This is a genomic window from Lysinibacillus cavernae (assembly GCF_009724685.1).
GTDB classification, from domain to species: domain Bacteria; phylum Bacillota; class Bacilli; order Bacillales_A; family Planococcaceae; genus Lysinibacillus; species Lysinibacillus cavernae.
Window position 1 is genome coordinate 40216 of record NZ_WMEF01000012.1, and the last position, 24561, is coordinate 64776.

25 protein-coding genes and 1 riboswitch are annotated in these 24561 nt (G+C 37.4%); of the genes, 8 read left to right on the forward strand and 17 right to left on the reverse strand.

Going from position 1 to position 24561, the window contains the following annotated elements; all coding sequences use genetic code 11:
* Positions 1–58 precede the first annotated feature (58 nt).
* Together GJU32_RS19030 and GJU32_RS19035 are read right to left on the reverse strand one after the other, a co-directional pair.
* Positions 59–976 (reverse strand): YihY/virulence factor BrkB family protein, encoded by a 918-nt coding sequence (locus GJU32_RS19030; RefSeq protein WP_155593500.1) that lies wholly within the window; start codon positions 974–976, stop codon positions 59–61.
* A 22-nt stretch (positions 977–998) separates the two neighbouring features.
* Positions 999–1325: a YtxH domain-containing protein gene (locus GJU32_RS19035; protein WP_155593501.1), complete on the reverse strand. Its 327-nt coding sequence runs from the start codon at positions 1323–1325 to the stop codon at positions 999–1001.
* 178 nt (positions 1326–1503) lie between these two features.
* Here GJU32_RS19035 and GJU32_RS19040 point away from each other — a divergent pair, with 178 nt between their 5' ends.
* The gene (locus GJU32_RS19040) at positions 1504–1725 is read left to right on the forward strand and encodes a DUF1128 domain-containing protein (RefSeq protein ID WP_155593502.1); all 222 of its coding nucleotides are present in this window, start codon (positions 1504–1506) and stop codon (positions 1723–1725) included.
* Positions 1726–1779: 54 nt separating this feature from the next.
* Here the strand turns inward: GJU32_RS19040 and motB are convergent, their stop codons facing one another.
* Both motB and motA read right to left on the reverse strand, forming a co-directional pair.
* A complete protein-coding gene (motB, locus tag GJU32_RS19045; protein WP_155593503.1) occupies positions 1780–2544 on the reverse strand; it encodes a flagellar motor protein MotB in 765 nt (254 codons plus the stop codon).
* Positions 2528–3331 (reverse strand): flagellar motor stator protein MotA, encoded by an 804-nt coding sequence (gene motA, locus GJU32_RS19050; RefSeq protein WP_155593504.1) that lies wholly within the window; start codon positions 3329–3331, stop codon positions 2528–2530. The genes motB and motA overlap by 17 nt, the downstream gene beginning before the upstream one ends.
* Positions 3332–3522: 191 nt before the next feature.
* On the opposite strand from motA, the gene GJU32_RS19055 reads away from it, so the two are divergent.
* From GJU32_RS19055 to GJU32_RS19060, 3 genes are all read left to right on the forward strand, one after another.
* On the forward strand, positions 3523–4764 hold the full coding sequence (locus GJU32_RS19055) for an aminopeptidase (protein ID WP_155593505.1): 1242 nt from the start codon (positions 3523–3525) through the stop codon (positions 4762–4764).
* A gap of 140 nt (positions 4765–4904) precedes the next feature.
* Complete coding sequence (locus tag GJU32_RS23650) at positions 4905–5039, forward strand: hypothetical protein (RefSeq protein ID WP_255250397.1); 135 nt, start codon at positions 4905–4907, stop codon at positions 5037–5039.
* Positions 5040–5217: 178 nt separating this feature from the next.
* Positions 5218–5781 (forward strand): beta-class carbonic anhydrase, encoded by a 564-nt coding sequence (locus tag GJU32_RS19060; RefSeq protein ID WP_155593506.1) that lies wholly within the window; start codon positions 5218–5220, stop codon positions 5779–5781.
* Positions 5782–5859: 78 nt separating this feature from the next.
* Here GJU32_RS19060 and GJU32_RS19065 read toward each other — a convergent pair whose 3' ends face one another.
* Together GJU32_RS19065 and GJU32_RS19070 are read right to left on the reverse strand one after the other, a co-directional pair.
* Positions 5860–6447, reverse strand: coding sequence for a GNAT family N-acetyltransferase (locus GJU32_RS19065; RefSeq protein WP_155593507.1), 588 nt, complete (start codon positions 6445–6447; stop codon positions 5860–5862).
* 163 nt (positions 6448–6610) lie between these two features.
* Positions 6611–7435 (reverse strand): polyphosphate kinase 2 family protein, encoded by an 825-nt coding sequence (locus GJU32_RS19070; protein WP_155593508.1) that lies wholly within the window; start codon positions 7433–7435, stop codon positions 6611–6613.
* Between the two features lie 196 nt (positions 7436–7631).
* Between GJU32_RS19070 and GJU32_RS19075 the strand changes: the two genes are divergently transcribed.
* Positions 7632–8345 (forward strand): hypothetical protein, encoded by a 714-nt coding sequence (locus GJU32_RS19075; RefSeq protein WP_155593509.1) that lies wholly within the window; start codon positions 7632–7634, stop codon positions 8343–8345.
* Between the two features lie 28 nt (positions 8346–8373).
* Here GJU32_RS19075 and map read toward each other — a convergent pair whose 3' ends face one another.
* Together map and thiT are read right to left on the reverse strand one after the other, a co-directional pair.
* Entirely contained in the window at positions 8374–9129 is a 756-nt protein-coding gene (gene map, locus GJU32_RS19080; RefSeq protein ID WP_155593510.1) for a type I methionyl aminopeptidase, read from the reverse strand.
* A gap of 173 nt (positions 9130–9302) precedes the next feature.
* Positions 9303–9863 (reverse strand): energy-coupled thiamine transporter ThiT, encoded by a 561-nt coding sequence (thiT, locus tag GJU32_RS19085; protein ID WP_155593511.1) that lies wholly within the window; start codon positions 9861–9863, stop codon positions 9303–9305.
* A gap of 136 nt (positions 9864–9999) precedes the next feature.
* Positions 10000–10107: riboswitch (TPP riboswitch) on the reverse strand.
* Between the two features lie 129 nt (positions 10108–10236).
* Between thiT and GJU32_RS19090 the strand changes: the two genes are divergently transcribed.
* Both GJU32_RS19090 and GJU32_RS23655 read left to right on the forward strand, forming a co-directional pair.
* Entirely contained in the window at positions 10237–10560 is a 324-nt protein-coding gene (locus GJU32_RS19090; protein ID WP_155593512.1) for a magnetosome magnetite crystal formation protein family, read from the forward strand.
* A gap of 233 nt (positions 10561–10793) precedes the next feature.
* Positions 10794–10919 carry a hypothetical protein gene (locus GJU32_RS23655; protein WP_274381831.1) on the forward strand — a complete coding sequence of 42 codons (126 nt, stop codon included), beginning with the start codon at positions 10794–10796 and terminating at the stop codon, positions 10917–10919.
* A 39-nt stretch (positions 10920–10958) separates the two neighbouring features.
* Here GJU32_RS23655 and GJU32_RS19095 read toward each other — a convergent pair whose 3' ends face one another.
* From GJU32_RS19095 to GJU32_RS19135, 9 genes are all read right to left on the reverse strand, one after another.
* Positions 10959–14039, reverse strand: a complete 3081-nt coding sequence (locus GJU32_RS19095; protein ID WP_155593513.1) for an SbcC/MukB-like Walker B domain-containing protein — start codon at positions 14037–14039, stop codon at positions 10959–10961.
* Positions 14036–15193, reverse strand: a complete 1158-nt coding sequence (locus GJU32_RS19100) for an exonuclease SbcCD subunit D (protein ID WP_155593514.1) — start codon at positions 15191–15193, stop codon at positions 14036–14038. Before GJU32_RS19100 ends, GJU32_RS19095 begins: the two co-directional genes overlap by 4 nt.
* 141 nt (positions 15194–15334) lie before the next feature.
* Positions 15335–16237 (reverse strand): SGNH/GDSL hydrolase family protein, encoded by a 903-nt coding sequence (locus GJU32_RS19105; protein ID WP_155593515.1) that lies wholly within the window; start codon positions 16235–16237, stop codon positions 15335–15337.
* 31 nt (positions 16238–16268) lie between these two features.
* Complete coding sequence (locus tag GJU32_RS19110) at positions 16269–17498, reverse strand: aminopeptidase (protein WP_155593516.1); 1230 nt, start codon at positions 17496–17498, stop codon at positions 16269–16271.
* A 1-nt stretch (position 17499) separates the two neighbouring features.
* Positions 17500–18648 (reverse strand): DEAD/DEAH box helicase, encoded by a 1149-nt coding sequence (locus tag GJU32_RS19115; RefSeq protein WP_155593517.1) that lies wholly within the window; start codon positions 18646–18648, stop codon positions 17500–17502.
* A gap of 341 nt (positions 18649–18989) precedes the next feature.
* Positions 18990–19691, reverse strand: a complete 702-nt coding sequence (gene cuyB, locus GJU32_RS19120; RefSeq protein WP_155593518.1) for a cysteate racemase — start codon at positions 19689–19691, stop codon at positions 18990–18992.
* Entirely contained in the window at positions 19688–20920 is a 1233-nt protein-coding gene (locus GJU32_RS19125) for a carboxylate--amine ligase (protein ID WP_155593519.1), read from the reverse strand. The genes cuyB and GJU32_RS19125 overlap by 4 nt, the downstream gene beginning before the upstream one ends.
* A 69-nt stretch (positions 20921–20989) precedes the next feature.
* Positions 20990–21979, reverse strand: coding sequence for a C39 family peptidase (locus tag GJU32_RS19130; protein ID WP_230875096.1), 990 nt, complete (start codon positions 21977–21979; stop codon positions 20990–20992).
* Between the two features lie 192 nt (positions 21980–22171).
* On the reverse strand, positions 22172–23668 hold the full coding sequence (locus GJU32_RS19135) for a class I adenylate-forming enzyme family protein (protein ID WP_155593520.1): 1497 nt from the start codon (positions 23666–23668) through the stop codon (positions 22172–22174).
* Positions 23669–23911: 243 nt separating this feature from the next.
* Between GJU32_RS19135 and GJU32_RS19140 the strand changes: the two genes are divergently transcribed.
* Positions 23912–24511: a metallophosphoesterase family protein gene (locus GJU32_RS19140; protein ID WP_155593521.1), complete on the forward strand. Its 600-nt coding sequence runs from the start codon at positions 23912–23914 to the stop codon at positions 24509–24511.
* Positions 24512–24561 lie beyond the last annotated feature (50 nt).

Here is a 24561-nt window from a genome sequence, read left to right on the forward strand (position 1 = left end):
AAATAGCCTCGCTTCTCTAAACAAGAAAAGCAAGGCTTTTTTTAATATTGGCATTTCCTTAGTCATGAATTTCTTTTTGCAACGCTCTTTTCTGCATTGTAGCATTTAATACGCCACCAAATATTATGATAATACCGGTAAAATATAGCCAAAGCATTAAAATAATGACGCCACCAATACTACCATATGTAGCTGAATAATTCGCAAAATTATTAATGTAAAAAGAGAAACCATATGTGACTGCTAACCAGGCGATTGTAGCAAACATAGCTCCTGGCCAAACGCCCATTATTTTCAAACGCGGACTTGTATTAGGTACAAACCAGTAAATCCCCATTAAAACGATAAAAATAAGTAGTGGTGGTATCGACCATCTTAATCTATGCCAAACCGACTCAAATTGCTCCTCTATTCCAACTATCGAAAAAAGAAAATGTCCAATTTGCTGTCCAAAGACTGGTAATAAGAGAGCCAAAGCCATTACAAAAACTAGAGCAATTGTAAAAACTAGTGACAGCCCTCTATCTAAAATACCTGCCCTACCCTCTGTATCGTAGGCTTTATTTAAGGCTCTAATCAACGCATTAATCCCTTTAGATGCAGACCAAACTGTACCTAGAACCCCAATGGATAATAAACTACTATTACGATTCGTTAATATTTCATTCAGTGTATTTTCAATCAGTTTATAAACTTCATCTGGCAATACATTTACTAAAAACGAATATACCTGCGTCGTTTCTAAATTAAGATATGGCAATAACGTCACTAAAAATATAAGTAAGGGAAAGAACGATAGTAGAAAGAAATAAGCTAATTGTGCAGCAAGCGCAGACATTTCTACTCGCTTTAGCCGACCTATTAAATCTTGGACAAAGCCTTTGGATGTCATCACATCTATCGTTTCCTCCTCAGGCGAGACAAACGATTTTACATAACCAAAAGCATTATGCATAGTTGCTTTTCTCTTCTCCATACAATTCCTCCTAAAACTACCGTTATTCCTTATGAGGGACAGTGAAGGCTGATTTCGTGTCCTCAATCATCCCTTGTATCGTGGTAGGTAAATCTTTAAATTCATCAACCTTTCCTGCAATTGTATTGACATTTTCTGACACACTCTCACAAAGTACCTTCGCTGCCAGTACTTTTTCCTCAACTAAAACCTGTAATTCTTCTCGATTTGACGCGTAGTATGAAATGGCTTCCTTCATTTTCTTAGTTGTGGCAATCGTTTTTTCACGAGTAGCGCGATCAAGCATACTTAATGCAGCACCGACTGCTGCTCCTGCTACGATAGATGCTAATAATTTACTTTGACCCATATTAATAACCTCCTGCTTGTGTAATTGCATATTCCCTATTATTTCATAATTAAACAGTCTACTGTCCTTATTCTACCCAATTACTGTCTATTTTTAAAGCAATGCTCAAATAGAGAGTTGACATTTTTTTTATTCAATGAAATGATATGTGCGAGGAGTACGAAAGGTAGGGTAAAAAATGGATTTATCAGTTCCATCTAAAGAAAACGTTATTTATATGGTTGATCAAATGAAAGATAAACTACGTATGGTTAATGTCGACGCGATGAAATCAGAACATTTCGATGAAGCTAATTATGAAGATTTAGTGTATTTATATGAGATGGTGATGAAAAGAGAAACATTTAGTCCAAGTGAAATGCAGGCGATTGTTGCTGAATTGGGATCTTTACGTAAATAAAGTAAATAAAAGCTATTAGCGTGTGACGATTGGTCAGCTGCTAATAGCTTTTTTTTATTGTGTATTTTTTGCTTCTGAACCATCCTCGGTAACTAATGGCTGGATGAGCACTTCTACACGACGATTCTGTGAACGACCTTCTGCTGTATCATTTGGAGCAATCGCTCGGTTTTCACCATAGCCTTTCGCACTAAAGTTCTCAGACTTTAATTGCGAATTACTGTCTAATAATACCATGTAAAAGTTGGACGCACGCATTAATGATAGCTCTAAGTTTGATGAGAAGTTAGGGCCCGCTGGCACATTATCTGTATGACCTGTAATGACAATATTACGTGGTGGATTAGACACTAATACATCCGCAAGTTCTTTTGCAATTGGAATATATTCTGGTTTAATCGTTGCTTGACCCGGATCAAATAAAATACTATCACGAATAGTTACAAGCAGCCCTTCATCTGTCATTTCCGTAGCAAATTGACCTTCCATCTCATTGACAGCAATAAAGTTATCCACACTATCTTTAATTTCAGCTAACTCCTGCTGATCTTTTAAATAGGCTGAATTTTGCTGTGGGGTTTGGTCGCTATCTGCATTCGGACTTGGTACTGGTGCAGGTTGCTCTAGAAAGCTTGTTCCACCGTCAAATACTTGACTAAATACCGCCGACATTTTCTCTAACTTTTCTTGGTCAACTGAACTTGATGCAAATAAAATAATAAACACAGCTAAGAGCAAAGTTAAAATATCTGCGTAAGGAACTAACCAAGATTCATCAATATGTTCATCATGCTTTTTTTTCTTAGCTTTCTTTGCCAAGGCCACCCGCCCCGCTTTCACCAGAAATTTGACGACGTTCTTCCATCGTTAAGTATGATGATAGTTTCTGTTCAATTACACGTGGAGCCTCCCCTTCTAATACTGAAAGGATACCCTCAATCATCATTCTCTTTTGTTTTACTTCTAAAGCAGACTTACGCTTTAACTTGTTCGCAAATGGGTGCCATAAAACATAACCTGTAAAGATACCGAGTAATGTAGCCATGAATGCTGCCGAAATAGCATGTCCAAGCTTTTCGATATCGTTCATATCAGCCAATGCGGCGATTAACCCTACCACTGCACCAAGAACCCCTAAAGTTGGTGCATATGTACCTGCTTGCGTAAAAATAGCAGACCCACTAGCATGACGTTCTTCCATTGCTTCTACTTCTTCCGTTAGTACATCACGGATGTAATCAGCATTTTGACCATCAATTGCTAATGTAAGACCATTTTTTAAAAATGGGTCTTCAATTTCTGAAGCCTTACTTTCAAGTGCTAATAGCCCTTCACGGCGAGCTAAATCAGCCCATTGTGAAAACATTTTAATTATTTCTATTTCATCCGCTAATTTTGTTTCTTTAAAAAGAATTTTAAATAGCTTTGGTACACGCTTTAACTCTTGCATAGGAAAGGCAATTGTTACTGCGGAAATAGTACCGAAGATGATAATTAGAATGGCTGCAGGATTATAAAAAGCTGTTAAACTTACACCCTTCATTACCATCCCTGTTAACAGCGCTATAAACGCAATTATTAACCCTATAATCGACGATTTATCCATTCTAGAACCTCCAAATCTACTAATAATGTTAATTTCGGCTGTTTTTCCATAATTTAAATATGTATAAACCTAGTATAAATGTATTTCAGTTATTTTTCGATGAAATTAATGCTTTTTATTCACATTTCGACCATTTTTGATTATATTGAATTAAGAATATTACACTAAACCGTCTTAAATCGAAAGGGGATATGAATTTGTTATTATCATTCAACACAAAATTACTAAAATATGCCGAATTAGCAGTAAAAGTAGGAGTAAATATCCAAAAAGGTCAGTATCTTTATATAAGCTGTTCGACCGACAACTTAAAACTAGCACAAATAATTACTAAAATCGCTTATGAAAATGGTGCAAAACAAGTATTTGTCGATTTATCAGATGACGAACTTGTACGTGCTCGTTATGAAGGAGCACCAAAAGACTCATTTGATTTCTTTCCGCCTTGGAAAGTGCAAGAGCGTGAATGGTTGGCTGAACACGGCGCCGCTTTCTTAAGCATTAGCTCACAAAATCCAGATCTATTAAAAGGGATTGAGCGTGACAGAATCATGGCTTTCCAAAAAGCATCTGGTCAAGCACTTTCTAACTATTATCAATGGTTACAAGCAGATAAATTTAGCTGGTCAGTCATTGCTGCTCCTTCCAAGGCTTGGGCGTCAAAAGTATTTCCTCATTTACCAGAAGAACAACAAATGGATGCATTATGGGAAGCAATCTTTGCAGCGACACGTATTGACGTTGAACATTCTGTGGATGCTTGGCTTGCACATGATAAGGAATTACATAGCAAAGCTGATTATTTAAATAATAAACAGTATAAGTCACTTCACTATACTGCTCCAGGCACAGACCTAACAATTGAGTTACCTGCACATCACTTGTGGACAGGTGGTAGTAGTGTCAACACACAAGGCCAAGCATTTATGGCAAACATGCCTACAGAAGAAATTTTTGCAGCACCTTTAAAAACAGGTGTGAATGGCTATGTAACGAGCACTAAGCCATTAAGCTATGGCGGTAACATTATTGATAACTTTACATTAACATTTAAAGATGGGCGTATCGTTGACGTAAAAGCTGAACAAGGGCAAGAAATTTTAGCTTCCCTTATCGAAACAGATGAGGGCGCTCATTACCTTGGTGAAATAGCATTAGTGCCACACAAATCGCCTATTTCACAATCCAATTTATTATTTTACAATACGTTGTTCGATGAAAATGCCTCAAATCATTTAGCCATTGGTAGTGCCTATGCATTTTGTATTGAGGGTGGTAAAGAAATGACTTCTGAGGAATTAAGTGCCCATGGTCTTAACCAAAGCTTGACACATGTAGACTTTATGATCGGATCGAACAAAATGAATATAGATGGTATTACTCATGATGATCAAAAAGACCCAATATTCCGCGATGGAAATTGGGCATTCTAAATAATCCATTCCTACTAATAGTATTCTAGGCTAAGTATGTTAAGGTTGTCATAAATTATCCTTAGATTTTCCTAGTAACCTATTGTATAATTGTTGTAGAGTATTTTAATAGATCATTTAAGTAGAGAGGAGCTCTAATAATGTTCATTACAACTGTTCTTGGTTTTTCAGCAGTTTTATTAATTTCAACGGGATTCTTCATCCACTACCTACAAGTTGGTTTAGATAGCAAGTCTTCAGTAACTGTAGATCCAAAGCCAAGTGAAAAATTTTAATGTTTAAAAAACAGCTACTGAAAAGGTAGCTGTTTTTTTAGGTTAAAATTTATTTTTAATCTACTAAAGCGTATAAAACTGCTCCTTTATTGTAAAAATTATCTGAATAAAGTCTTTATTGTTTGCATATTTAAAGTTTTGCTCTAAAATATTTTTTGTAAGGAAGGGAGCAATATTCATGACAATGTTACAAGATATTTTAGAATTTAACAAAGAGTTTGTACAAGAAAAAAAATATGAACCATTCATCACCACGAAATATCCTGATAAACGTATTGTTGTTTTATCTTGTATGGATACTCGTCTTGTAGAGCTTTTACCAAAAGCAATGAATTTGCGTAATGGCGATGTAAAAATAGTGAAAAGTGCTGGCGCATTAGTGAGCCATCCTTTCGGAGCAGTTATGCGTAGTTTATTAGTTGCTGTCTATGGTCTACAAGCCGATGAAGTTTATGTCGTTGGACATTATGACTGTGGAATGAGTGCCGTTGATCCTGATGCCATGTTAAGTGAAATGGTTAAAAGAGGTATTAATCCAGAAACAATTTCTATGTTGGAATATTCCGGTTTTGATTTAAAAGAATTTTTACGTGGTTTCGGTGACGTTGCAACAAGTGTTAAGAAAAGTGTCGATACGATTCGTAACCACCCATTAATGGTAAAGGATGTACCTGTTCACGGCTTAATTATTGATCCAAATACGGGACATTTAGATTTAATTGCAGATGGTACTAAACAATAGAAATCACTTCTTGATTTAAAGTTACTAGATGAACAAGTGCCTACCTTTCATTTTGTGAAAGATAGGCACTTGTTTTTTCTATTCGTCCTCTAAACGTGCATACATATAGTGGTCTACCCAATGACCGTTAATATATAATAGCTTTTTCAACAGCCCTTCTTGCTGAAATCCCGACTTCTCTAATACACGCATTGAGGCGCTATTTTGTGTCGATACATATGCCTCTACGCGATGTAAGCCAATTTGATCGAATGCGAATCGGACCACCATATTCACTGCCTCTGTGACGATTCCCTTACCTACATAAATTTCATCCATCGCATAGCCAACAAATGCACTCGAGTACGGTAAGCGTTTTACAGCATAAAGTGCAATATGCCCTATTAGATTATTTGTACCATGCTCAAAAATACCAAAAGTAAATTCTCGCTTTGACTCCAATAAATAGAGACTCTCTTGAATTTTTTTATATTGAGCGTCAATTGTATAATATTCTGGTCTTTGTAGTGGCTCGTAAACAGACCAAAAGTATTTATTGCGGCTTACGAGACCCGTTAAACTTCGTGCATCTTTTTCTTGGAATGTGCGGATGTAGCATTTTTCCCCCTTTATCGTTACCACATTCCCACCCTTTTTTCTCAGTAGATTCCAAATTTTAAGCACCATTTCTCCACACTAGCCTTCCAATAAAAATCAGTACATTTCTTATTCTTTGTTCTCACGAGCTACAATCCAGTCGTTGAAAACCCTAGTTTTTTTATTGTATGTAAAAAAAGATGCTGCTACAACTAAAACAGCTCAGTCTTATTGTCACAGCAGCACGATTATCTTATTTGGTTTTTTGCTCTTTCATTTTCTCGTTAATTATTTCTAAACTGGATGATTCAGCATCCTCAAGTTGACCATTGTCTAATACATTTGTTAGATGGAGACCACGTTTTTTAGCCTCACGTTCAATGTGTGCAATCGTTTCTTGAAGCACCTGAACACGTGCATGTTTTTTATCATCTCCAGCTACTAAAATCCATGGAGCATCTTTTTTATCTGTCTTTTCAAACATTGCATTTGCTGCTTCAATATACTGTGGGGTTTTGTCACGATTTCGCCAATCCTCGTCTGTTAGCTTCCAAGACTTATAAGGATTTTGTTCACGTTCTTTAAAGCGTTTTAATTGCTCCTCATCTGAAACATGAAGCCAGAACTTAATGATTATGTAATCTCCTGCAGTTAAAATCTTCTCAAAATTATTAATTTCTTCATAAGCACGAGACCATTCATCCTTCATTGCGAACCCTTCAATACGCTCTACTAATACACGACCATACCAAGAACGATCAAAAATCGCGATTTGGCCATGCTGAGGTAATTTTCTCCAGAATCGCTGTAAATAGTTGTAGCGTAATTCGTGTGGCTGTGGAGCTGAAATTGGATGAACAACATAACCGCGCGGATCAACGCGTTCAATCAGTCGTTTAATAGCGCCACCTTTACCAGCAGCATCCATACCTTCAAATACCAAGATCAAGCCAATTTTGTTTTTTAATAAAAATTGCTGAGCGTTTAACATTTCATATTGGAGTACTTTTAATTTCTTTTTGTACATCTTTTTATCTAGTTCAATGGATAGGTCTAGATTTTTCAAATTTTGTGCCATGAAACTCACTCCTTTTATTTGCATAATCTTATTGTACTAAAGAAATATATGGATGCCTATTGAGATGGTAAATTGTAGATATTATTCGCAAAACAACACGATACATTGATGTAAATTTCCGTTATAATAAAAAAGTGACAGTACTATACTTATTTGTCTTTTCCCTATACAATCTAACACGAAGGGAGAGGAAACAATGCCTCGGTTTATTTTGATGACAATCTCTTATCTTGTCTCACTCATCCTAACCTTTTCGTCCTTTTTCATGAAGATAAACGGTCAATCTTCTCTAGAAATTTCTAATCGGTTTTCTGTGGTATTTGCACCTGTTGATATAAGTCATGTAATTTGGATTATCATCTATATGTTAATCGGTTATTGGTTAGTTATGAACATCAAAAAGACATCTATGAAACAGTCTGCTCTCTTTAGTTGCATAAATATTTTGCAAGCATTGACAATATACGTATGGCATCATGAGTTATTTATTGTTTCTCTTGGCATTACATTACTTTTAGTCTTGTATTTATTTATGTTGTATAATACGTACCCTCTTCATAACAAAGCATTGTCTGGTCGTATTCCTTTCGCCATTTATTTTGCATGGATGACATTTATTTTGATTACGAATATCAGCTTTACGTTAACAGCTTATGGTTGGAACGGTTTTGGTCTTAGCACACCTCTTTGGGCAGTGATTTTACTGACATTAGGTGGAGCAATCGCGCTACATATCCGTTTTCATCACTTTGATATCATGTATCCAAGTGTTTTTATTTGGGCCTATATAGGAATCGCTTTACATAATGGTTTTGATGAGCTACTTGTAACGACAGCCGCCTTCTTTTTATGTGGTGTTCTCTTTGTTGGTATTTTATTTATTAAAAAAAATCCTGCCTACCAAAAATAAATTGGTTAGCAGGATTTTTAATTGCATCTTATTCTTCTTCTAATGAAGTTAAAATAATTGGTTTATCTTTTGTAACAATGACTGAATGTTCAATTTGAGCAACAAGTGATTTATCAGGTGTGACGAATGTCCAACCATCACCAGCTTCTACAATATGTTCTGCTTGCGCTGAGATAAACGGCTCAACCGCAAGAACCATGCCTTCCTTCATAATCGTAGAATCCCATGCATCATAGTAATTTAAAATATGATTTGGCTCATCATGTAAGGATTTACCTAAGCCATGTCCTGTTAAATTCATAATAACAGTTAAGTCATTAGCATTCGCTTCACGTTCAACTGCTTTACCAATTTGATTGAGTTTAGATCCAGCCCTTACCTTTGTCATCGCTCGATCAAAAGCACTTTTAGCAACGCGACATAGCTTTTCTTTGTCTTCATAGCCATCCCCAACGACAAATGAAATACCCGTGTCTGCAAAGTAACCATTCAATGAGCCAGAAACATCAATATTAACAATGTCACCTTCTTGAATAACACGTTTTCCTGGAATACCATGCGCCACTTCTTCATTGACACTAATACAAGTATATCCTGGGAAGTCGTATTCCCCTTTAGGTCCAGAAATTGCACCTGCCTCCGCAAACATACGACCAGCAATTTCATCTAATTCAAGTGTTGTAACACCTGGTTTTGTAGCAGCTTTCATCGCTTCACGAATTTCAGCACAAATGCGTCCTATTTTTTTAAAAGCTTCAATTTCTTCTTGCGTTTTTACAATCATGTCTAACGTCCCTTTCATCTAATATCTACTAATTAATATAACATAACTTTTTATGCGTATAACGATAAACGCTTTAAATATTGTATGCTTCCCTACTTTGCAAAGTGCTAAAAGAGCTGTTTACCTATTGTAGCGATAAAAAAATCCCCCTCACTAATGTGAAGGGGTTTGCTCTATGCTTTTCTTTGCATTAATTGTGGAGCGGCTGTGAATAAAAGAACGCCCACAATTGCTGTTAGGATGGTTGCTGGGAGCATATATGTACCATTATAGATGATGGAATAGATCCATGCATTTTGATCTCCAGCATATTCTGCAAAAAATACAGCTCCAGCAACAGTGTGTGCTGCATATCGTAAGAAACCTGCAAATACAGTACCTACAATAATGTAAAGTGCCATTTTTGTTTTGTTTAGATTTTTAGCAGCCTCCAGTACCGGCCCACGTACGACTGCGGCTAGCCCTACAACTGTGAAGGCAACACCATAATCCAATAACCCTTGGAGCCAGTGCACAATATATGCACCAAACATTGTTTGCATAACACCAACGAGTAGACCAGTCGTTAGTCCCGCTACTAAGCCCCAACGAAATGCTATTAACATAATCGGTACCATTACAAGACTAACAGAGCCACCTTGTGCCCATACTTTAAAGGAAACCTGATCAAGCACAAGACCAATCGCTGCAAATATCGCAATCTCCACAAGCATTAATAGTCTTTTTTTGTCCATATATATTCTCTCCTTTGTTCCGATGTAGGATACAAGAGCAGGAATAGAAATGCGCTGATATGTCTCTCTCTGACATCTTTTTATTCCATCAAGAATGAAAAAACGATGCCAGGACAGAGCCTCACATCGTACAAGTGTCGGTTTCTATCCACATCCCTACGCAAGTGTTAGCTTACAGGTTCAAAGAGTGAAGGCATTACGTGCCCAGTCTCAGCTGACATCATCAGCTCCCCTTGTGGTCGTTACATCTGAATTTATTTATTTGAACATTCTCATTGTACGCAAAGGATAGAAGGATTACAACCTCTTCCATCTATTATTTTTGAAACTTTGCTGTTTTTCATGCGTAAATATTAAAAAAGGAGGTACAACTATGGAGAACCAAAAAATTTTATCTGCCTTTAGTTATCTTAGTATTTTCTTCGCCCCATTTATTGTCCCATTAATTGTTTACTTTGTTACGAAAGATAGCGACGTAAAAAGACATTCGATTCGTGCACTTGTCTCTCATTTAATTCCTTTTGTTTTTGGTATCCTGTTCTTTATTGTCTTTGTTTTTTCTACATTTAGTATAGATCCAACTTCCAATACTAATTCGATGATGATTATTTGGTTCGTTTCGTTCGCCATTTATGCCATCGTCTCACTTGGTATCGTTATATGGAACATTATTCAGGCTATTCGTGTTGTCCGCTAATGTTTCATTTTTACGTTAAACAGGTAAAGTAATTATCAATTACGCCTCAACATAATTGCCACTGGTGCTTCTCTTTCGCACAGATAAACAATACGTTCAAATTTTTTCGAACTAACTGACTTGTGTCATACTGGCCTCTGTGCAAATCTTTAACATCCACCTTAGGATTCGTGACACTATTTCAGCGGATGCTTGAACACCCACTGAATCAAGATAAAAGGAGCTGTTTTTTGATGAAAGTATCAAATGTTGTAAAAACTGCCGTAAAATTAGCACCAATTGTTATCCCTATCGTAAAAAAAGTAATGGCTGCAAAGAAAGGCTCAACTCCTCCTACAGCCACTCCTCGAAAAAAATAAAAGGAAGGCGTATTCCCTTTTCGGAAATACGCCTTCCTTTTATTTCACGTCAAAGTGTGTTTGACTATGTCCGTTCAACGTTTTTTCAACATGTAAAACAGCTGGCATCGCAGACTTTAATTCAGGCACATGAGAGATAACGCCGATCATTCGACCTGAATCCTGCAAATCAATTAATGTATCAATTGCTTTATTCAATGATTCCTCGTCGAGCGTACCAAAGCCCTCATCAATAAACATGGTTTCTATATGAATATTACCTTGGTAGCTTTGAATGACATCTGCCATTCCTAAAGCAAGACTTAATGAGGCATTAAACTTTTCGCCACCTGATAGTGTTTTAACATCTCGCAATTGGTCCGTGTAGGCATCATAAACATCAAGACCAAGTCCACTTTGTTTCGCATGCTTTTCCAGCCTATCTGAGCGTCTAAGCTCAAATTGACCGTTTGATAAATGATAAAGACGAATATTTGCAGCTTCAGTAATTTGGTCTAAGTAATTAATCTGAATATAACGCTCAAAGGACAGCTTTTTCGAATTCTGCCCATTCAATAATCCGTAGAGCTCCTTTACTCTCCCTGCTTCTTTTTCAAGTAAAAGGAGCTCTCTCGCTATTTCTTCCACCTTATCAATAAAGCTTTGGCATGATTGCGCAAAACCTTTCATTTGTTGCAAACGTTTAAATGCTTCCTCATATGAGATACGAAGTTGTTCTACTTTCTCTTCCATAGACACTAAATCTTGCTTTTCCTTTCCTTTCAGATACATAGCCCCTTCAGTAATTTGGATTTGCAAGGTGTGTACTTGTAAAGCATAATCACTGCATACTTTTCGAAGTGCCTCTAATTGTATCGCACTCCGTTTGGCAGCAGCGTATTCCTCGTAGCTGTCAAAGCCTATCTCTTGCATGCTGGCTGAAAATTGCTTACGCTTTTCATTCATTTTGAGTTGTAATTCTTCAAAAGATTGTTTTGCAATTTCCGCAGTCAGTTTTGCATTGCTTGTAACTTCCTTTGCAGCATGTAAATTTTCTTGACTCTCTTGCCATATTTTTTGCAGAACCATTTTCTGTTTACTTACATTAGTTAGTTCTTGCCTTAATTGCTGTATAGTTGGCAAATTGGCTGGCATCTGTTTCTGCTGTTCTTCTACAACTGCTTGAAATCTAGCCCATTCTTTCATCTGTTCAGCCAAATAGTGCTCTAATTTTATATGTTTGTTCCGCAGCTGTTCAATTCTATCACGCTGACTTTTTAGTTTTAATCTCACATCTGCTAATTGATGATTGATCACTTTTAAGTTAGCGATTTCTTGCTCAACCTTGTGCAACGAAGCGACTAAAAGTGCTTGTTCTTCTTGATTAATATGCTGAGCTTCTAGTTGCATACGTGCATCTTGAAGAAGCTGTTGCTTGGTTGTTAAAAGCGCTGCTTTCTCTAGATATATACGCTCGTCTGAAGAAGCCTTTACTCTCAACGTTTCCACCTGCGCAAGATCAACAACTTCTAGTTGCTCTGTATGTGTTTTTTGGTGCGTCATACTTCCACAAACAGGACAAGGCTCCCCTTCCTTTAGCTGTTCTGCTAAAATGCTAGCCTGATTTGTAAGCCAGCGTTGCTCTAATAGTTGAAGAGCTTTTTTACTTTCTTGATAGTGAGCGTTTGAAGTACCTACATCCTGCTTAGCTAATTCTACGTCACTTGTATATTTTTCAACTTGCTTTACTAAAGTTACCTGTTCTCGTAGTTTTGGTAACTGCTCTAAGTAGCTCTCATAGGGCTCGACTTGCGTCTCATAGTGTTCCATTGTTTGTGTAAATTGCTGTAACTGCCCTTGCTCTTTCTCCAATAGTAAAAGGTTATCAGCCACTGCTCGCTTCGCAGTTTCAACATATTGATTGGCAATTTGTAGCTGCTGGACGTTGTTCTCATATGCTTCGAATTTTGGCAATAGCGCTTGTAACTGCAATTCCTGCTGCACTATCTGTTGACGTTCAGGTTCCTTTGTCTCTTCTACCACATATTTTTCTTGTGCTCGTTGTAGGAGTTCTTCTGTTTGTTGCTGTTTACCCTTCGCCTGTTGAAAAGCTTGTTCTTTTAAATTTAGTTCAGCCCGTACATCAATGCATTGTTGTTCCAGCAGCACAAGTCGCTCTGCCTGTTCCGCTAAAGCAATCTCCTGCTCCTTCGCACGGTAAATATCCTGCTCATTTAACAGTATTTGTAGCCGTTGCTGACGATTTTCTTGCTCATCGAATTGCTCATTAAGCGTTTTAGCTAATCGATAACTTTCCTGCTCTTTTTGGTGATGACTATAAGCTTCTTTGTATTGTAGCTGTTCCTCCTCTATACATTTCGTATAGTAGGTAAACTCTTCATCAAGTGCCTGCTTCAATTGGTGCAAATTCTCCGTATTGTTAGCAATCAGAGTGAATAAAGGGGATGGCCGTTGTGGTAAAGCACCAACAATTTGACCAAGTAGATGTTCTTTTAATTGCTTTGCACGTTCAAGATCATTTTCTGCCTCTTTTCGTTTGGCATCCAGCATTTTAGTCATAACACCGAAGCGGTCTGTTTTAAAGATTTTCCGTAAAATAACTTCTTTATTTGTAGAATCAGAAGTTAATAGTTTGCGAAACTCACCTTGTGGTAACATCACAATTTGGCTAAATTGATCTTTTGTGAGACCTATAATTTCCTGCAATTTTTTATCGACTTCAAGCGTTTGCTGCTTTTCAACAATACTATAATCAAGCTTGCCCTCTTTTACTTCTGCTAACTCGATTTTCTTACCAGTGATCGTTTTATTTTTTTCCTTGATGTGTCCTGGCTGACGTACTATTTGATAGACTCTTCCGTGCATTTCAAAAATGAGTTCTACAGCTGTATAGACATCATCATAAGCAAAGCCGCTTCGCAGTAAAGCCGTATCCTGACGATCCTCACCACTGCCAGATCCATAGAGCGCATAACAAATTGCATCGAAAATTGTTGTTTTCCCAGCACCTGTTTTACCTGAAATGGCGAACAAACGGTGTTCCCCTAGTTCTTGAAAATCAATCACTTCAGTGTCTTTATATGGACCAAATGCAGTTATCGTTAACTTTAATGGCTTCATTTTACTGTCTCTCGCTCCTCATCTAATAATTCCTGTAACATTTCAGTAAAAAGACGTTCGGTATCTTCATCTGGCTGAATGCCGATAATATTTGTAAAGAAAGAGCGGAATAAATCAATATCCTCTAATTTTTCAGTTTCTACTACTTGCAGTTCACGTGGCATCTCTTGTCGTAGTACTTTTCGTTCCACATGCATAGCGTGTGGAAAAACGGTGCGAATGCGTTCCATCGGCGAAGATACGGATGTTGTATCCGTCAATCTGACAAATACATAATCATCACTTGGTGCGAGTGTTAATAGATCCTCTAATTGACCTTCTACTACTCGTAAATCCCTTCTTGGCACTAACTTTCTTTTTGTTACTGTACTATGACCATGTTCATCTATATTAACGATCAAAAAGCCTTTTTCATGTAAATGCTCAGATAATGAATATTTTAACGGAGAGCCTGCATATCGAATGGTTTCATTTAAGACATAATGTGCCTTATGTAAATGCCCAAGGGCTGTATAGTGAAAAGGTTTAAATAAAGCTGCATTCACACAATCTGACCCCCCTATGGAAAGCGGTCGCTCTGAATCACTTGTATTGGCTTCCTCCTCGCCATATTTCGTCACAAATGCATGTCCTACAAAAACATGACGTTTGCTTGAGTCCATACCCTGAGTTATATGCTCTATAATTTTCTGCATGGCGTCTTGATGAGAACGAATTGTTTCCTCTTCAAAGATACTACGAATAGAAGCAGGCTCCACATATGGAATAAGATGAAAATACACTTCCCCATATGGATCATTTAAAATAATAGGTGCATAATCTTTCGTAAATTGGCCCTTAATATATAAACCACTATCCCTCATTAAACGACTACCAAAATTTAATCGACCTGCACTATCATGATTTCCCGCAACTGCTAAAACAGGAATCTTCTTTTCTAATACTATTTTCGCTAAGACATCATTTAGTAAATTGACTGCCTCAATAGGAGGCATCGAACGGTCGTATAGATCACCTGCTATGACAATTACATCTGGTTTTTCCTCATCAATTGCTTGTATGAATTGCTGTAGAATATAATGTTGATCTTCTGTCATATAGACACCTTGTACAAGCTTTCCTAAATGCCAATCTGCTGTATGAAATATTTTCATTGTTGTACCTCCTAGTCTTCTTTATATTTTAGCATGACTATTGCCTCTCTAGTGTTATCCTTGCGTTTAGCAGTTCTATCCAATACTGGCTTTCATATAAAAAAGCATCCTATAAGTAAGATGCCTTGTTATAACGATTATTTAGATGTTCTCCATAAAAGCTATATACCCAGGGAAACCCTGAATAATATATGCCGTATGAGCAGTTTGTTGCTGTGATACTTCTTTTTTCTTTGACTTCACCGTCGATTGTTCCTTTAAGATTTCCTCAAACGAGCGAGGATTCGGTTTGGGCAATTCCGATGAAAAGATAGTTAACACATCACTACCACTATAAGCTTGTAAAAATGCATTAGCCATTTGACGATAGCCCTCAAAATTCGGATGGACATCAGCATTATTTGGTAAGTAGTTTGTTGCATTCAATCCAAAGACATCATAGACATCTACATAAACCGCTCCTGCAAGTTCCGCCTGTTGCTGTAAAATCGTATTTAACTTGACTAGCTGTGCATTGGTTCCTTCTTTTTGTGACGGATGAACAGTTGGATAGGCAAAATAATAGCCCATGATATAAATTTTAGCCTTTGGTGCACGCTCGACCAATTCATCTAAAATTGTTCCCATATTTTTTCTCGCCATATTTAAAGCGTAATCTGTTTGAAGCTGTGAAAAGGCTAATGTACCAGCAGTCGGGTTCATCTGGACAAGACGTAATAAATCATTGGCACCTGCCGAAACAGTAATAAGTGTTGCGTTTGCTAATAAGTCGCGTGCTTCCTCAGATTGTATTCGTTCTAACACATCTGCCGTTGTAAAGCCTGGAAAAGCAAGTTCTTTTGTATAAAAGCTCAATTGACCAATCGAGCTTAATTTCATGGCAATTAAGTCACTATACCCCATATCAATTTCTTGATAAGGAGTTTGACCAGCAGCTAAGGAATCGCCAATAGCTACATAGTTTTCTGTTTGAGCAAAAGCAGATGAAGCCCAACAAGTCATTGATACTATCATAATACACACCAAGCTCCATAATCGCTTCATCTGCTCTCCTCCATTTCTTCTTGACTAAAGATTAAAAAGCCCAGCTACCCTTACGGAAAATTGGCTCTACAGTACCATCTGGTAAAATACCATCTATATCCATTTCACCGCTACCAATCATGAAATCTTCATGCGTCACAGAAATATTAGCGCCTAATGCTTCAAGTTGACCGTTCTCTAAGTCTCTACCACCTTCTAAGCATGTGGGATATGCTTCACCAATAGCTAAATGGTTTGAAGCATTTTCATCGAATAGCGTATTAAAATATAGTATCTCTGACGCCGAAATTGGTGATTCATGCGGAACAAGTGCTACTTCACCTAAATAGCTTGAGCCCTCATCCACTTGAATAAGCTCCTGCAATAAATCATGACCTACTTCAGCTTCTGCCTTGATAATTTTGCCCTCTTCAAATGTTAATTTAAAACCATCAATGATATTTCCTTGATACACTAAAGGCTTCGTATTACTTACATAGCCGTTTACACCTTGTTTCATCGGAAGCGTATAAACTTCCTCTGTCGGCATATTGGCTATAAAGACATTACCCTCTGGCGTTTTACTACCACCCGTAAGCCATTTATGCTGTGGTGCTAAGGCGATTGTAAAATCTGTACCTGGTGCTGTATAGTGAAGTTTTGCATATTTTTTATTATTTAGAAGTTGTGCACGAGATTCTAAATTGACTACATGTTCACTCCAATTTTCAACTGCATTGCCTTCCCCAATATGAACCGTTTTAAAGATCGCTTCCCATAATGCAGGTACTTGCTCTTCTTTTGTTAAATTTGGGAATACCTTAGCCGCCCATTTTGGTGAAGGTACTGCAACAATAGACCAAGCAATTAAATCCTTCATGACTGCATTACGATAATTTTTCAATGCAACCCCAGATACTTTTTGATGTGTGGCTAATCTGTCTGCAGCTATCCCTGTCAATTTATCAGGATCTGCTGCATCAATCCATAATAGAGCACCTTTACGTTCAATGACCTCATCACGCATTTTCACGACCCATTCAGGGAAGCGAGTAAATTCCTCATCGGAAGCATATTCAAAATACGCACGATCCATTTCATCATCTGAAAAATTAACATGAACACGCCCTGCGCCGGCTTTATATGCCTCTTTTACAACTAAACGCGCAAAATCTAAAGCTTCTACTGATGTATTCACTAACAAGTACTGACCTGGTTGGATATTGACACCCACTTTTACCGCAAGTTCTGCATATGCCTGTAATTTTTCTTCAAACATCATATTAATTCCCTCGCTTTTGTCCAATTGTTTTAGAATTACCTTCAATCAGCTTGCCATCATGCCATACTTTTTGCACAGGCTTGCCTGGAATTTCTCTTGTCCATTTTTTATATGTTTTTTCATCATGATACGATAATAACGTTAATACTTCTCCATCTGCTCCTGCACGACCTGTACGACCTGAACGATGTAAATACTGCTCAATTGTTCGTGGTACATCAACATGAATAACATGTGTTAAACCGGCAATATCTAAACCACGAGCAGCAATATCTGTCGCAATTAAAATACGTGCGTCCCCTTTACGGAATGCATCTAACGCCTTTTTACGTTCTTCTTTTTTCATGTCAGAATGAAGTGTGACAATCGGTGCTGAGCGATATTGTAGTTTTGTTTCCTTCATTAATAATTGATCGATATTATTAACGAAAGCCAAAGCTCTTAATCCCTCTGTATGTGATAGTCGACGTAGGAAATCCGTTTTATCCCGTTCTTCAACCTTCAAGAAAGAATGTACCACTTTGCCGACCTTTAACATATCCTCAGGTTTAATTTTAAAACGTACTGGCTCAAACATCATGCGGCTTGCTACTAATTCAATTTCTTCTGTGATAGTTGCCGAAACAACAACTACTTGTCGTCCATAGGCAGAACCCTCAATAAAGGATTTAACGACAACACGATATTCGCGACTTAGTAATTGATCACACTCATCTAAAATAACCGTTTCAATTTCTTTTAATTTTAATTTTCCTGCTCGTGCTAATTCATTTAATCGTCCAGGTGTTCCAACAACAATGGTTGGTTTTTTCTTTAATTTTTCAATTTGGCGAGCAGAATTGGCACCACCAATTAGCTGCTGAACTGTAATATCTGTGCCCGCTGTCCATTCACGGATGACTTCTACAATTTGCATTGCAAGCTCTTGTGAAGGAGCTACAATCAGTCCTTGTGTTTGCTTTTTCGCCCCATTCACTTTATTCAATAGTGGTAAAACATACGCTAATGTTTTACCTGACCCTGTTGGTGATTCAGCTACAACGTCTTTACCTTCGAGCATAGCTGGTATCATTTCCTCTTGAATTTTCATTGGTGTTTCAAAATTCCATTTTTGTTGTATTTCTTCTTTTAATAAATTAATGACTGACATGTTATTTCCCACCTTCTATCTGCTTGACACTAGTTTAACACACTCCGTAGGTTCCTACTTTATATGTACGTAATCCTTGTCTAATCGTTTCAAAAAATCTGTGACATCCACTAAGGCGTTTGACCATTCGGTGAAAAAAGTAAAACAACCATTCATCTCTCCCTAGAGAGATAAGCGTCTTCTATACAAGATCTTTCGCTCTCTGTAAAAAAACATTTGCTGAAACAAGATAAAAAATCTGCTCAACTCTAACACGGAAAAAGTAAGCCTGTCCACAACTCTTTAAAGACTTGTAGCTTACCCGTGAAAAGCAAGCAGATTCTTTTCAATTCATTCAATGACTAATCGATTAGCTCATAACCGCAAGCCAAAATCGCACATTCAGCTAAAACGATTAATGAATCGATATAAATTTCACTTAATTTCAAATCTCGATTGACAATAGAGAGCTCTGTACAGCCAAGTACAATTCGATCACAATTTAATGCTAACATTGCTTCTTCTATTGGTAGCCAGTCCTCCTGAGTGACATCCTTACCAGCCTTGACATAATCATAAATGATTGTCATCACATATGCTCTCATCTCATTATCTGGAACAACTGGTGTAATTCCGTATGCCTCTAAGGCTTCTTGGTACATGCGTGATGTTAAGGTTCCTGTTGTTGCTAAAACACCAACACGCTCTGCCCCTAAATCAGCAGCACGCTTCGCTGTTTCACGAATCATATGCAAGACAGGTATGGGGGAGCCTTCCTCAATCTCATTATAAAAAGTATGTGCTGTATTACATGGAATGGCAATCATATCTGCTCCTACAGAAGCTAATTTTTTAGCATCCTCAATAATCACTGGAACAGGATTGTCCTTCGTATTATCTAAAATAAAGGCTGTTCGATCAGGAATATTTGTATCATTATCAATGATGGTGTGTAAATGCTCCTGGTCTTTTTGTGCCTTCGTACGTCTTACGATCATTTCACCAATGAACATTGTTGCAAGTGGACCAACGCCACCAATTATACCTAAAGTTTGTTTTTTCATGTGTTAGACAGACCTTTGTTATTAAAATATTTCTTATACTTGCGATAGAAGCTTAAATTATCAAGTGTTACATTTAACCAACGTTTTGCATTCATATCCTTATAATTAAAAATAGAATCCGTAGCCATACCTTGACGAATCAAACTTTTCGCTTCAATGACCAGTTGTTCATTTTGTACATATTTGAAAAGAACACCATTTGGGACAATTGTCCAAAGATGCTTGTTTTGCACGTATGTTAGTGGCTGTTTACTTTCTCGAACATAATCGTCCGCAACATACTGCATTAAATTATAGCCACTAGCAGTCACATAATAATTGGAAAGTTCATTATGTAATTCAATACTTAACAATTTGTATTGACCATCACGATCATCATATTTCATATCCAATGTGGCAAAGCCTTGGAATAGTATAGCTTCAAGAAATAACTTCACATTGTCCATTAACTCTTGATTATAGGTTGTCATAATAGCTACATAACGACCAATACCTTCTGGAGAGTGTTCTTCTAAAATGGGATTCCCTACAGCAAGAAGTTTTGCCTTCCCATCTTGTCCTACATAGGCATTGACAACAAGCATATTTGCATCTTCACCAGGAATATATTGCTGGATCATAAGATCATCTCGATAAGCCGATTCCTTATAAATAGCATGGAATATGCTGTCCTTTTCATCCTTATCATATGCAATATATACTTTTTTCTTACCAGGAAAAATACATGTAGCATATTTTGTCATATTCATTGGCTTAATCACAATTGGATAATCAAATGGCATGTCGTAGTCCTCATAATCATTAACCGTGCATACATGCATTGCAGGATATTGAAAACCATATTGTGCACACAGCTCATACATCTTTTCACGAGTTAATAGCTGATGAGCAAGCGTGGCATCTACATAAGGAACAATGAAATCCTCTGCTAATTCCACTTTGTGCTCTACGATTTTTTTGACATAATATTCATCACAGGCTAATAGCAGTAATTTTTTGTCGACGTATTCCTGTGCAATTGCCTTAAGTGCCGTAACAAATCGTTCTTCAATATGAAGTCTAGGCACCTCACGGAAAGTCAATAAATCACTTTGTTGAATTTTTTCCATATTCGTATGATTTAGTGCAAGCGGCTTCACACCATAGGCTTCGTAAAATGCTCTGGCCATGCCATAAGCATTCATTTCATCCCCTAGCAAAACCGGTAAAAAAGCGTGCTCAATGGCCATTCTACTCAACTCACTTTTGCTTTTTTTATTAGTGTAACATACTTCCTAATAAAAGGATTTGTAGCTAATCTATTTATGAACAGCTACGGCTTGTTGTCCTAATTCCCGATAACTTTTGAAAAATTGATCCACATTGTATGTAACATAGCCCTTTAACGGATCCATTACCACTACTTTATCGCCTAAATGCCCTGTCAAGACAACTGCATGTAAGTTCATATAGGCATTATGTGAAGTTGACTCACCTTCATAAATCCAGCCTCTATCTTCATTTCGTTTAGGTTTCGATAAATCCAGCGTCACCCATGTTACGACAGGAACTCCCTCACGAACAAGCTGTAAAATGTCCTCCTGTGAGGCTTTACTCATATTTGACACGCGTAAATCAGCCTGTTTATCTGCAATGACTGCCTCTGCTGCTTTGACGATTGGTGCAGCAAAAACGTACATACCATGAGCTTTATCACGAGGATTACCCGCAAAAGCTTCATTTGGGTTTGGCCCAAAACGTTGATTGCCTACAGTACGTATATTTTGCTTTGGTAAATAGTTATCAGCCATTTCAAGCTTTGACACATTCATTCCAAAATAATTTAAGACAGCTGTGAGTGATGTTATTTCACAGCCATGTGGAAGCTCAGGCTTTTGCATAACAACTGGTACATCTAATTCCTGCTCGTCTCTAGAAAAATGTGTTTGTAATCGATAGTATGGCTTTGTTATATCATATGTAAAATTCTCGATTGTTGTATACCCATCGTTTGCCGTACTATTTTCAAGTGTTGTTGCCGCAATTGCATATTCTCGTCCTGATTTGAGCTTAGAAAATATGGCTTCTCCCTCTTCGGAACCAATCGCTTCTTCTACTACATCTCCTGTTTGTACATCGGTGACCGTGAGATAGAGACTAGGAATGGGTGCTCCACTATTAAATTCTACTGTTAAAACTGTTAATTGATTTTTTTGTTTTGCATCTTGCTGTAAAAATGGCTGACAGCTAGAAAGTAACATAATGATCAAAATACCTATAAGTAAAAGGCGTTTATACCCCGTCCACAAGACAAATTCCGCTCCTATTCTAATTCGAAGAGTAAACCCTTCTCCATTCTATTATTTCAATTTGTCGTAGACTCTATTATACGATACTTTCATAGGCGTTCCTATCGTATCTTGATTCAGCATTCATCTCTCCCCTCAATGAGAGAGATGCATGCTGGTTATGCTTTTTTCAGCGGGGATAAATGATTTGACTCAAATCGTTGTTACTTTTGGTCGTAATGTATGTTTCAACACCTTACCAGAGGCATTGCGCGGTAGTTCTGCTAAAAATTCAATTTCATATGGTACTTTATATTTGGCAAGTCGTGTCTGACAATAGGATAATATCGTGTTTTCATCGAGGGACTTACCCTCCTTTAACACAACAAATGCTTTTGGCACCTCGCCATATACTTCATGTGGCAATCCAACCACTGCTGCTTCTAAAATCTCAGGCATTTGATATAGAACTTCTTCCACCTCAATCGGGTATATATTTTCACCACCACGGATGATCATATCTTTTTTCCGATCTACAATATATAAATAACCTTCTTCATCGAATCGACCTAAATCGCCTGAATAGAGCCAGCCATCTTTAATCGTTCTAGCAGTTTCCTCTGGATAGCGCAAATAGCCCTTCATTACCTGTGGTCCTTTTACACAAATCTCGCCTACTTCGCCAGCTGGCACTGACATTCCTTCACTATCAACTACACAGACCTCTGTCTGTGCTAATGGTTTCCCTACTGAGCCAATTTTCGTCAATGCATCCGTATCTAATAAAGATGTAGCTGCAGGTGAATTTTCTGTTTGACCATATAGATTTTGAACTTTTACATTTGGAAATGCCTCTTTCACTTGCTTGACAAGCTCATAGGGCATTGGGGCAGCTCCGTAACATAATAAACGTAAATGGTTCAAGCTTTGTTCCTTGAATCCTGGCGTATTTAAAATGATGGTATACATAGATGGGACCCCAAAGAAGATGGTTGCATCAGTTGCTGCGATTTGTGCTAGCGTTTTGGTTGGTGAGAATGCTTCCTCAATGACAATTGTTCCTCCTTGATAAATCATTGGCATAGCAAAAACATGAAGGCCTGCACAATGAAATAAAGGTGTACAAATAAACATCTTGTCTTTTCTAGACATGTTCATAGAAGATGACCAAATATCTGCGGTAGCCACAATATTTTGATGTGTTAGCATGACGCCTTTTGGTTTACCTGTTGTACCAGAAGTATACATAACAACTGCTGTATCATGAGCCTCCAATTGCACAACAGTTCTTTTGTAATGATCGTTTTCGACAATGTCTTTCATTTCTTGAAGTCCGACAACGTATTGGAATGAATAAGAAACGTCCTCTAATAAAGCAGCTAGTCTTTCATCGTAAATAAGTCCCTTTGCTTGTGAATGATTAAAAATAAAATCAACCTCTGGAGCTGCTAATTTTGTGTTAATAGGCATCACAACGAAACCAGCTAATTGAACACCTAAATAAGCAATTAAAAATAAATCTGAATTGAGCGTATATAATGCAATTACATCGTCTTTTTCATAATCTTGCTCTTGTAAATAAGCAGCAAATCTTTTTACACGTTGATAAAAATCACGATAACTTAGCTTTTTCCCATCATACAAAGATGCAATCTCATTTGGTTGCTGTACAGCATAGTTTTCAAGAATATCCGTCATGTACATCGTCATTATAAGCCCTCCAATTTTTTTAATGCTGTGTAGAGTCATCATCAAAAGCAAACTATTAAACTACTAAAAATTCAGAAAATTATGATTATATTTTAACAAGCAATGAATTTCTTGGCAATTTTTCTACACATCCAAAATATGAAAAAGAAATAACGAAATATTCTTAGACATTTTACTTTTCTAGCAATTTCTATTGGGTGTATGATACTTGTACGATTATTTTTTTGGAAAGGCCGGATTAACATGCTTTATGCACTTTTGGGAGATTTACATTCTAATATAGAAGACACTAAAGCTGTTCTAGCTCATATTCAACAAACAGCAATGGAAGCGAAAATCATTGGGTTAGGTGATTTATATGAATGCACCGTTAGTAAGAAAAAGGCACAAACAATGTCTGGCTTACCTTTGCATAAGGCTGCCATAGTAGAAAGTGAATTTGAAAAACTACTAACCTTCCCCTCTATACGGGGCAATCAAGAAGAGCGTATTACTCAGGTGACTGGCATCGAACGTTTTAAGACATATCCTGAGACAATGGAAATTATTGGTGCGACGCTTATACATGGACATCAATTTAAGTGGAGTGTAAGTTGGCAGCCAACATTCCCCCCCTTTCAAAAACCGCTATTATTCTTTGGCCATAGCCATGAATCGGGTCTCTATCATCAACAAAAAAAGCTACCGATGCGTATTCGCCATGGGCAACCAATTGTATTACAAGACAAACAATATGGGGTTAACGTAGGTTCCGTTGTCGATCACCGTGAATGGTGCCTTTACGATAGTAAAGAGCGGACTGTAACATTTATGTGTGCTCCGACTGTTGATAAATCAACGTAGTAATAACCCATAAAAAGAGCAAGTTAGTCTACACTAACTTGCTCCAAATC

What these genes read in the sequence shown, in the direction of transcription:
- GJU32_RS19030 (WP_155593500.1), bottom strand. Translation starts at nt 976, where the DNA reads ATGGAGAAGAGAAAAGCAACTATGCATAATGCTTTTGGTTATGTAAAA.
- GJU32_RS19035 (WP_155593501.1), bottom strand. Translation starts at nt 1,325, where the DNA reads ATGGGTCAAAGTAAATTATTAGCATCTATCGTAGCAGGAGCAGCAGTC.
- GJU32_RS19040 (WP_155593502.1), top strand. Translation starts at nt 1,504, where the DNA reads ATGGATTTATCAGTTCCATCTAAAGAAAACGTTATTTATATGGTTGAT.
- motA (WP_155593504.1), bottom strand. Translation starts at nt 3,331, where the DNA reads ATGGATAAATCGTCGATTATAGGGTTAATAATTGCGTTTATAGCGCTG.
- GJU32_RS19055 (WP_155593505.1), top strand. Translation starts at nt 3,523, where the DNA reads ATGAATTTGTTATTATCATTCAACACAAAATTACTAAAATATGCCGAA.
- GJU32_RS23650 (WP_255250397.1), top strand. Translation starts at nt 4,905, where the DNA reads ATGTTCATTACAACTGTTCTTGGTTTTTCAGCAGTTTTATTAATTTCA.
- GJU32_RS19060 (WP_155593506.1), top strand. Translation starts at nt 5,218, where the DNA reads ATGACAATGTTACAAGATATTTTAGAATTTAACAAAGAGTTTGTACAA.
- GJU32_RS19065 (WP_155593507.1), bottom strand. Translation starts at nt 6,447, where the DNA reads ATGGTGCTTAAAATTTGGAATCTACTGAGAAAAAAGGGTGGGAATGTG.
- GJU32_RS19070 (WP_155593508.1), bottom strand. Translation starts at nt 7,435, where the DNA reads ATGGCACAAAATTTGAAAAATCTAGACCTATCCATTGAACTAGATAAA.
- GJU32_RS19075 (WP_155593509.1), top strand. Translation starts at nt 7,632, where the DNA reads ATGCCTCGGTTTATTTTGATGACAATCTCTTATCTTGTCTCACTCATC.
- map (WP_155593510.1), bottom strand. Translation starts at nt 9,129, where the DNA reads ATGATTGTAAAAACGCAAGAAGAAATTGAAGCTTTTAAAAAAATAGGA.
- thiT (WP_155593511.1), bottom strand. Translation starts at nt 9,863, where the DNA reads ATGGACAAAAAAAGACTATTAATGCTTGTGGAGATTGCGATATTTGCA.
- GJU32_RS19090 (WP_155593512.1), top strand. Translation starts at nt 10,237, where the DNA reads ATGGAGAACCAAAAAATTTTATCTGCCTTTAGTTATCTTAGTATTTTC.
- GJU32_RS23655 (WP_274381831.1), top strand. Translation starts at nt 10,794, where the DNA reads ATGAAAGTATCAAATGTTGTAAAAACTGCCGTAAAATTAGCACCAATT.
- GJU32_RS19095 (WP_155593513.1), bottom strand. Translation starts at nt 14,039, where the DNA reads ATGAAGCCATTAAAGTTAACGATAACTGCATTTGGTCCATATAAAGAC.
- GJU32_RS19100 (WP_155593514.1), bottom strand. Translation starts at nt 15,193, where the DNA reads ATGAAAATATTTCATACAGCAGATTGGCATTTAGGAAAGCTTGTACAA.
- GJU32_RS19105 (WP_155593515.1), bottom strand. Translation starts at nt 16,237, where the DNA reads ATGAAGCGATTATGGAGCTTGGTGTGTATTATGATAGTATCAATGACT.
- GJU32_RS19110 (WP_155593516.1), bottom strand. Translation starts at nt 17,498, where the DNA reads ATGATGTTTGAAGAAAAATTACAGGCATATGCAGAACTTGCGGTAAAA.
- GJU32_RS19115 (WP_155593517.1), bottom strand. Translation starts at nt 18,648, where the DNA reads ATGTCAGTCATTAATTTATTAAAAGAAGAAATACAACAAAAATGGAAT.
- cuyB (WP_155593518.1), bottom strand. Translation starts at nt 19,691, where the DNA reads ATGAAAAAACAAACTTTAGGTATAATTGGTGGCGTTGGTCCACTTGCA.
- GJU32_RS19125 (WP_155593519.1), bottom strand. Translation starts at nt 20,920, where the DNA reads ATGGCCATTGAGCACGCTTTTTTACCGGTTTTGCTAGGGGATGAAATG.
- GJU32_RS19135 (WP_155593520.1), bottom strand. Translation starts at nt 23,668, where the DNA reads ATGACGATGTACATGACGGATATTCTTGAAAACTATGCTGTACAGCAA.
- GJU32_RS19140 (WP_155593521.1), top strand. Translation starts at nt 23,912, where the DNA reads ATGCTTTATGCACTTTTGGGAGATTTACATTCTAATATAGAAGACACT.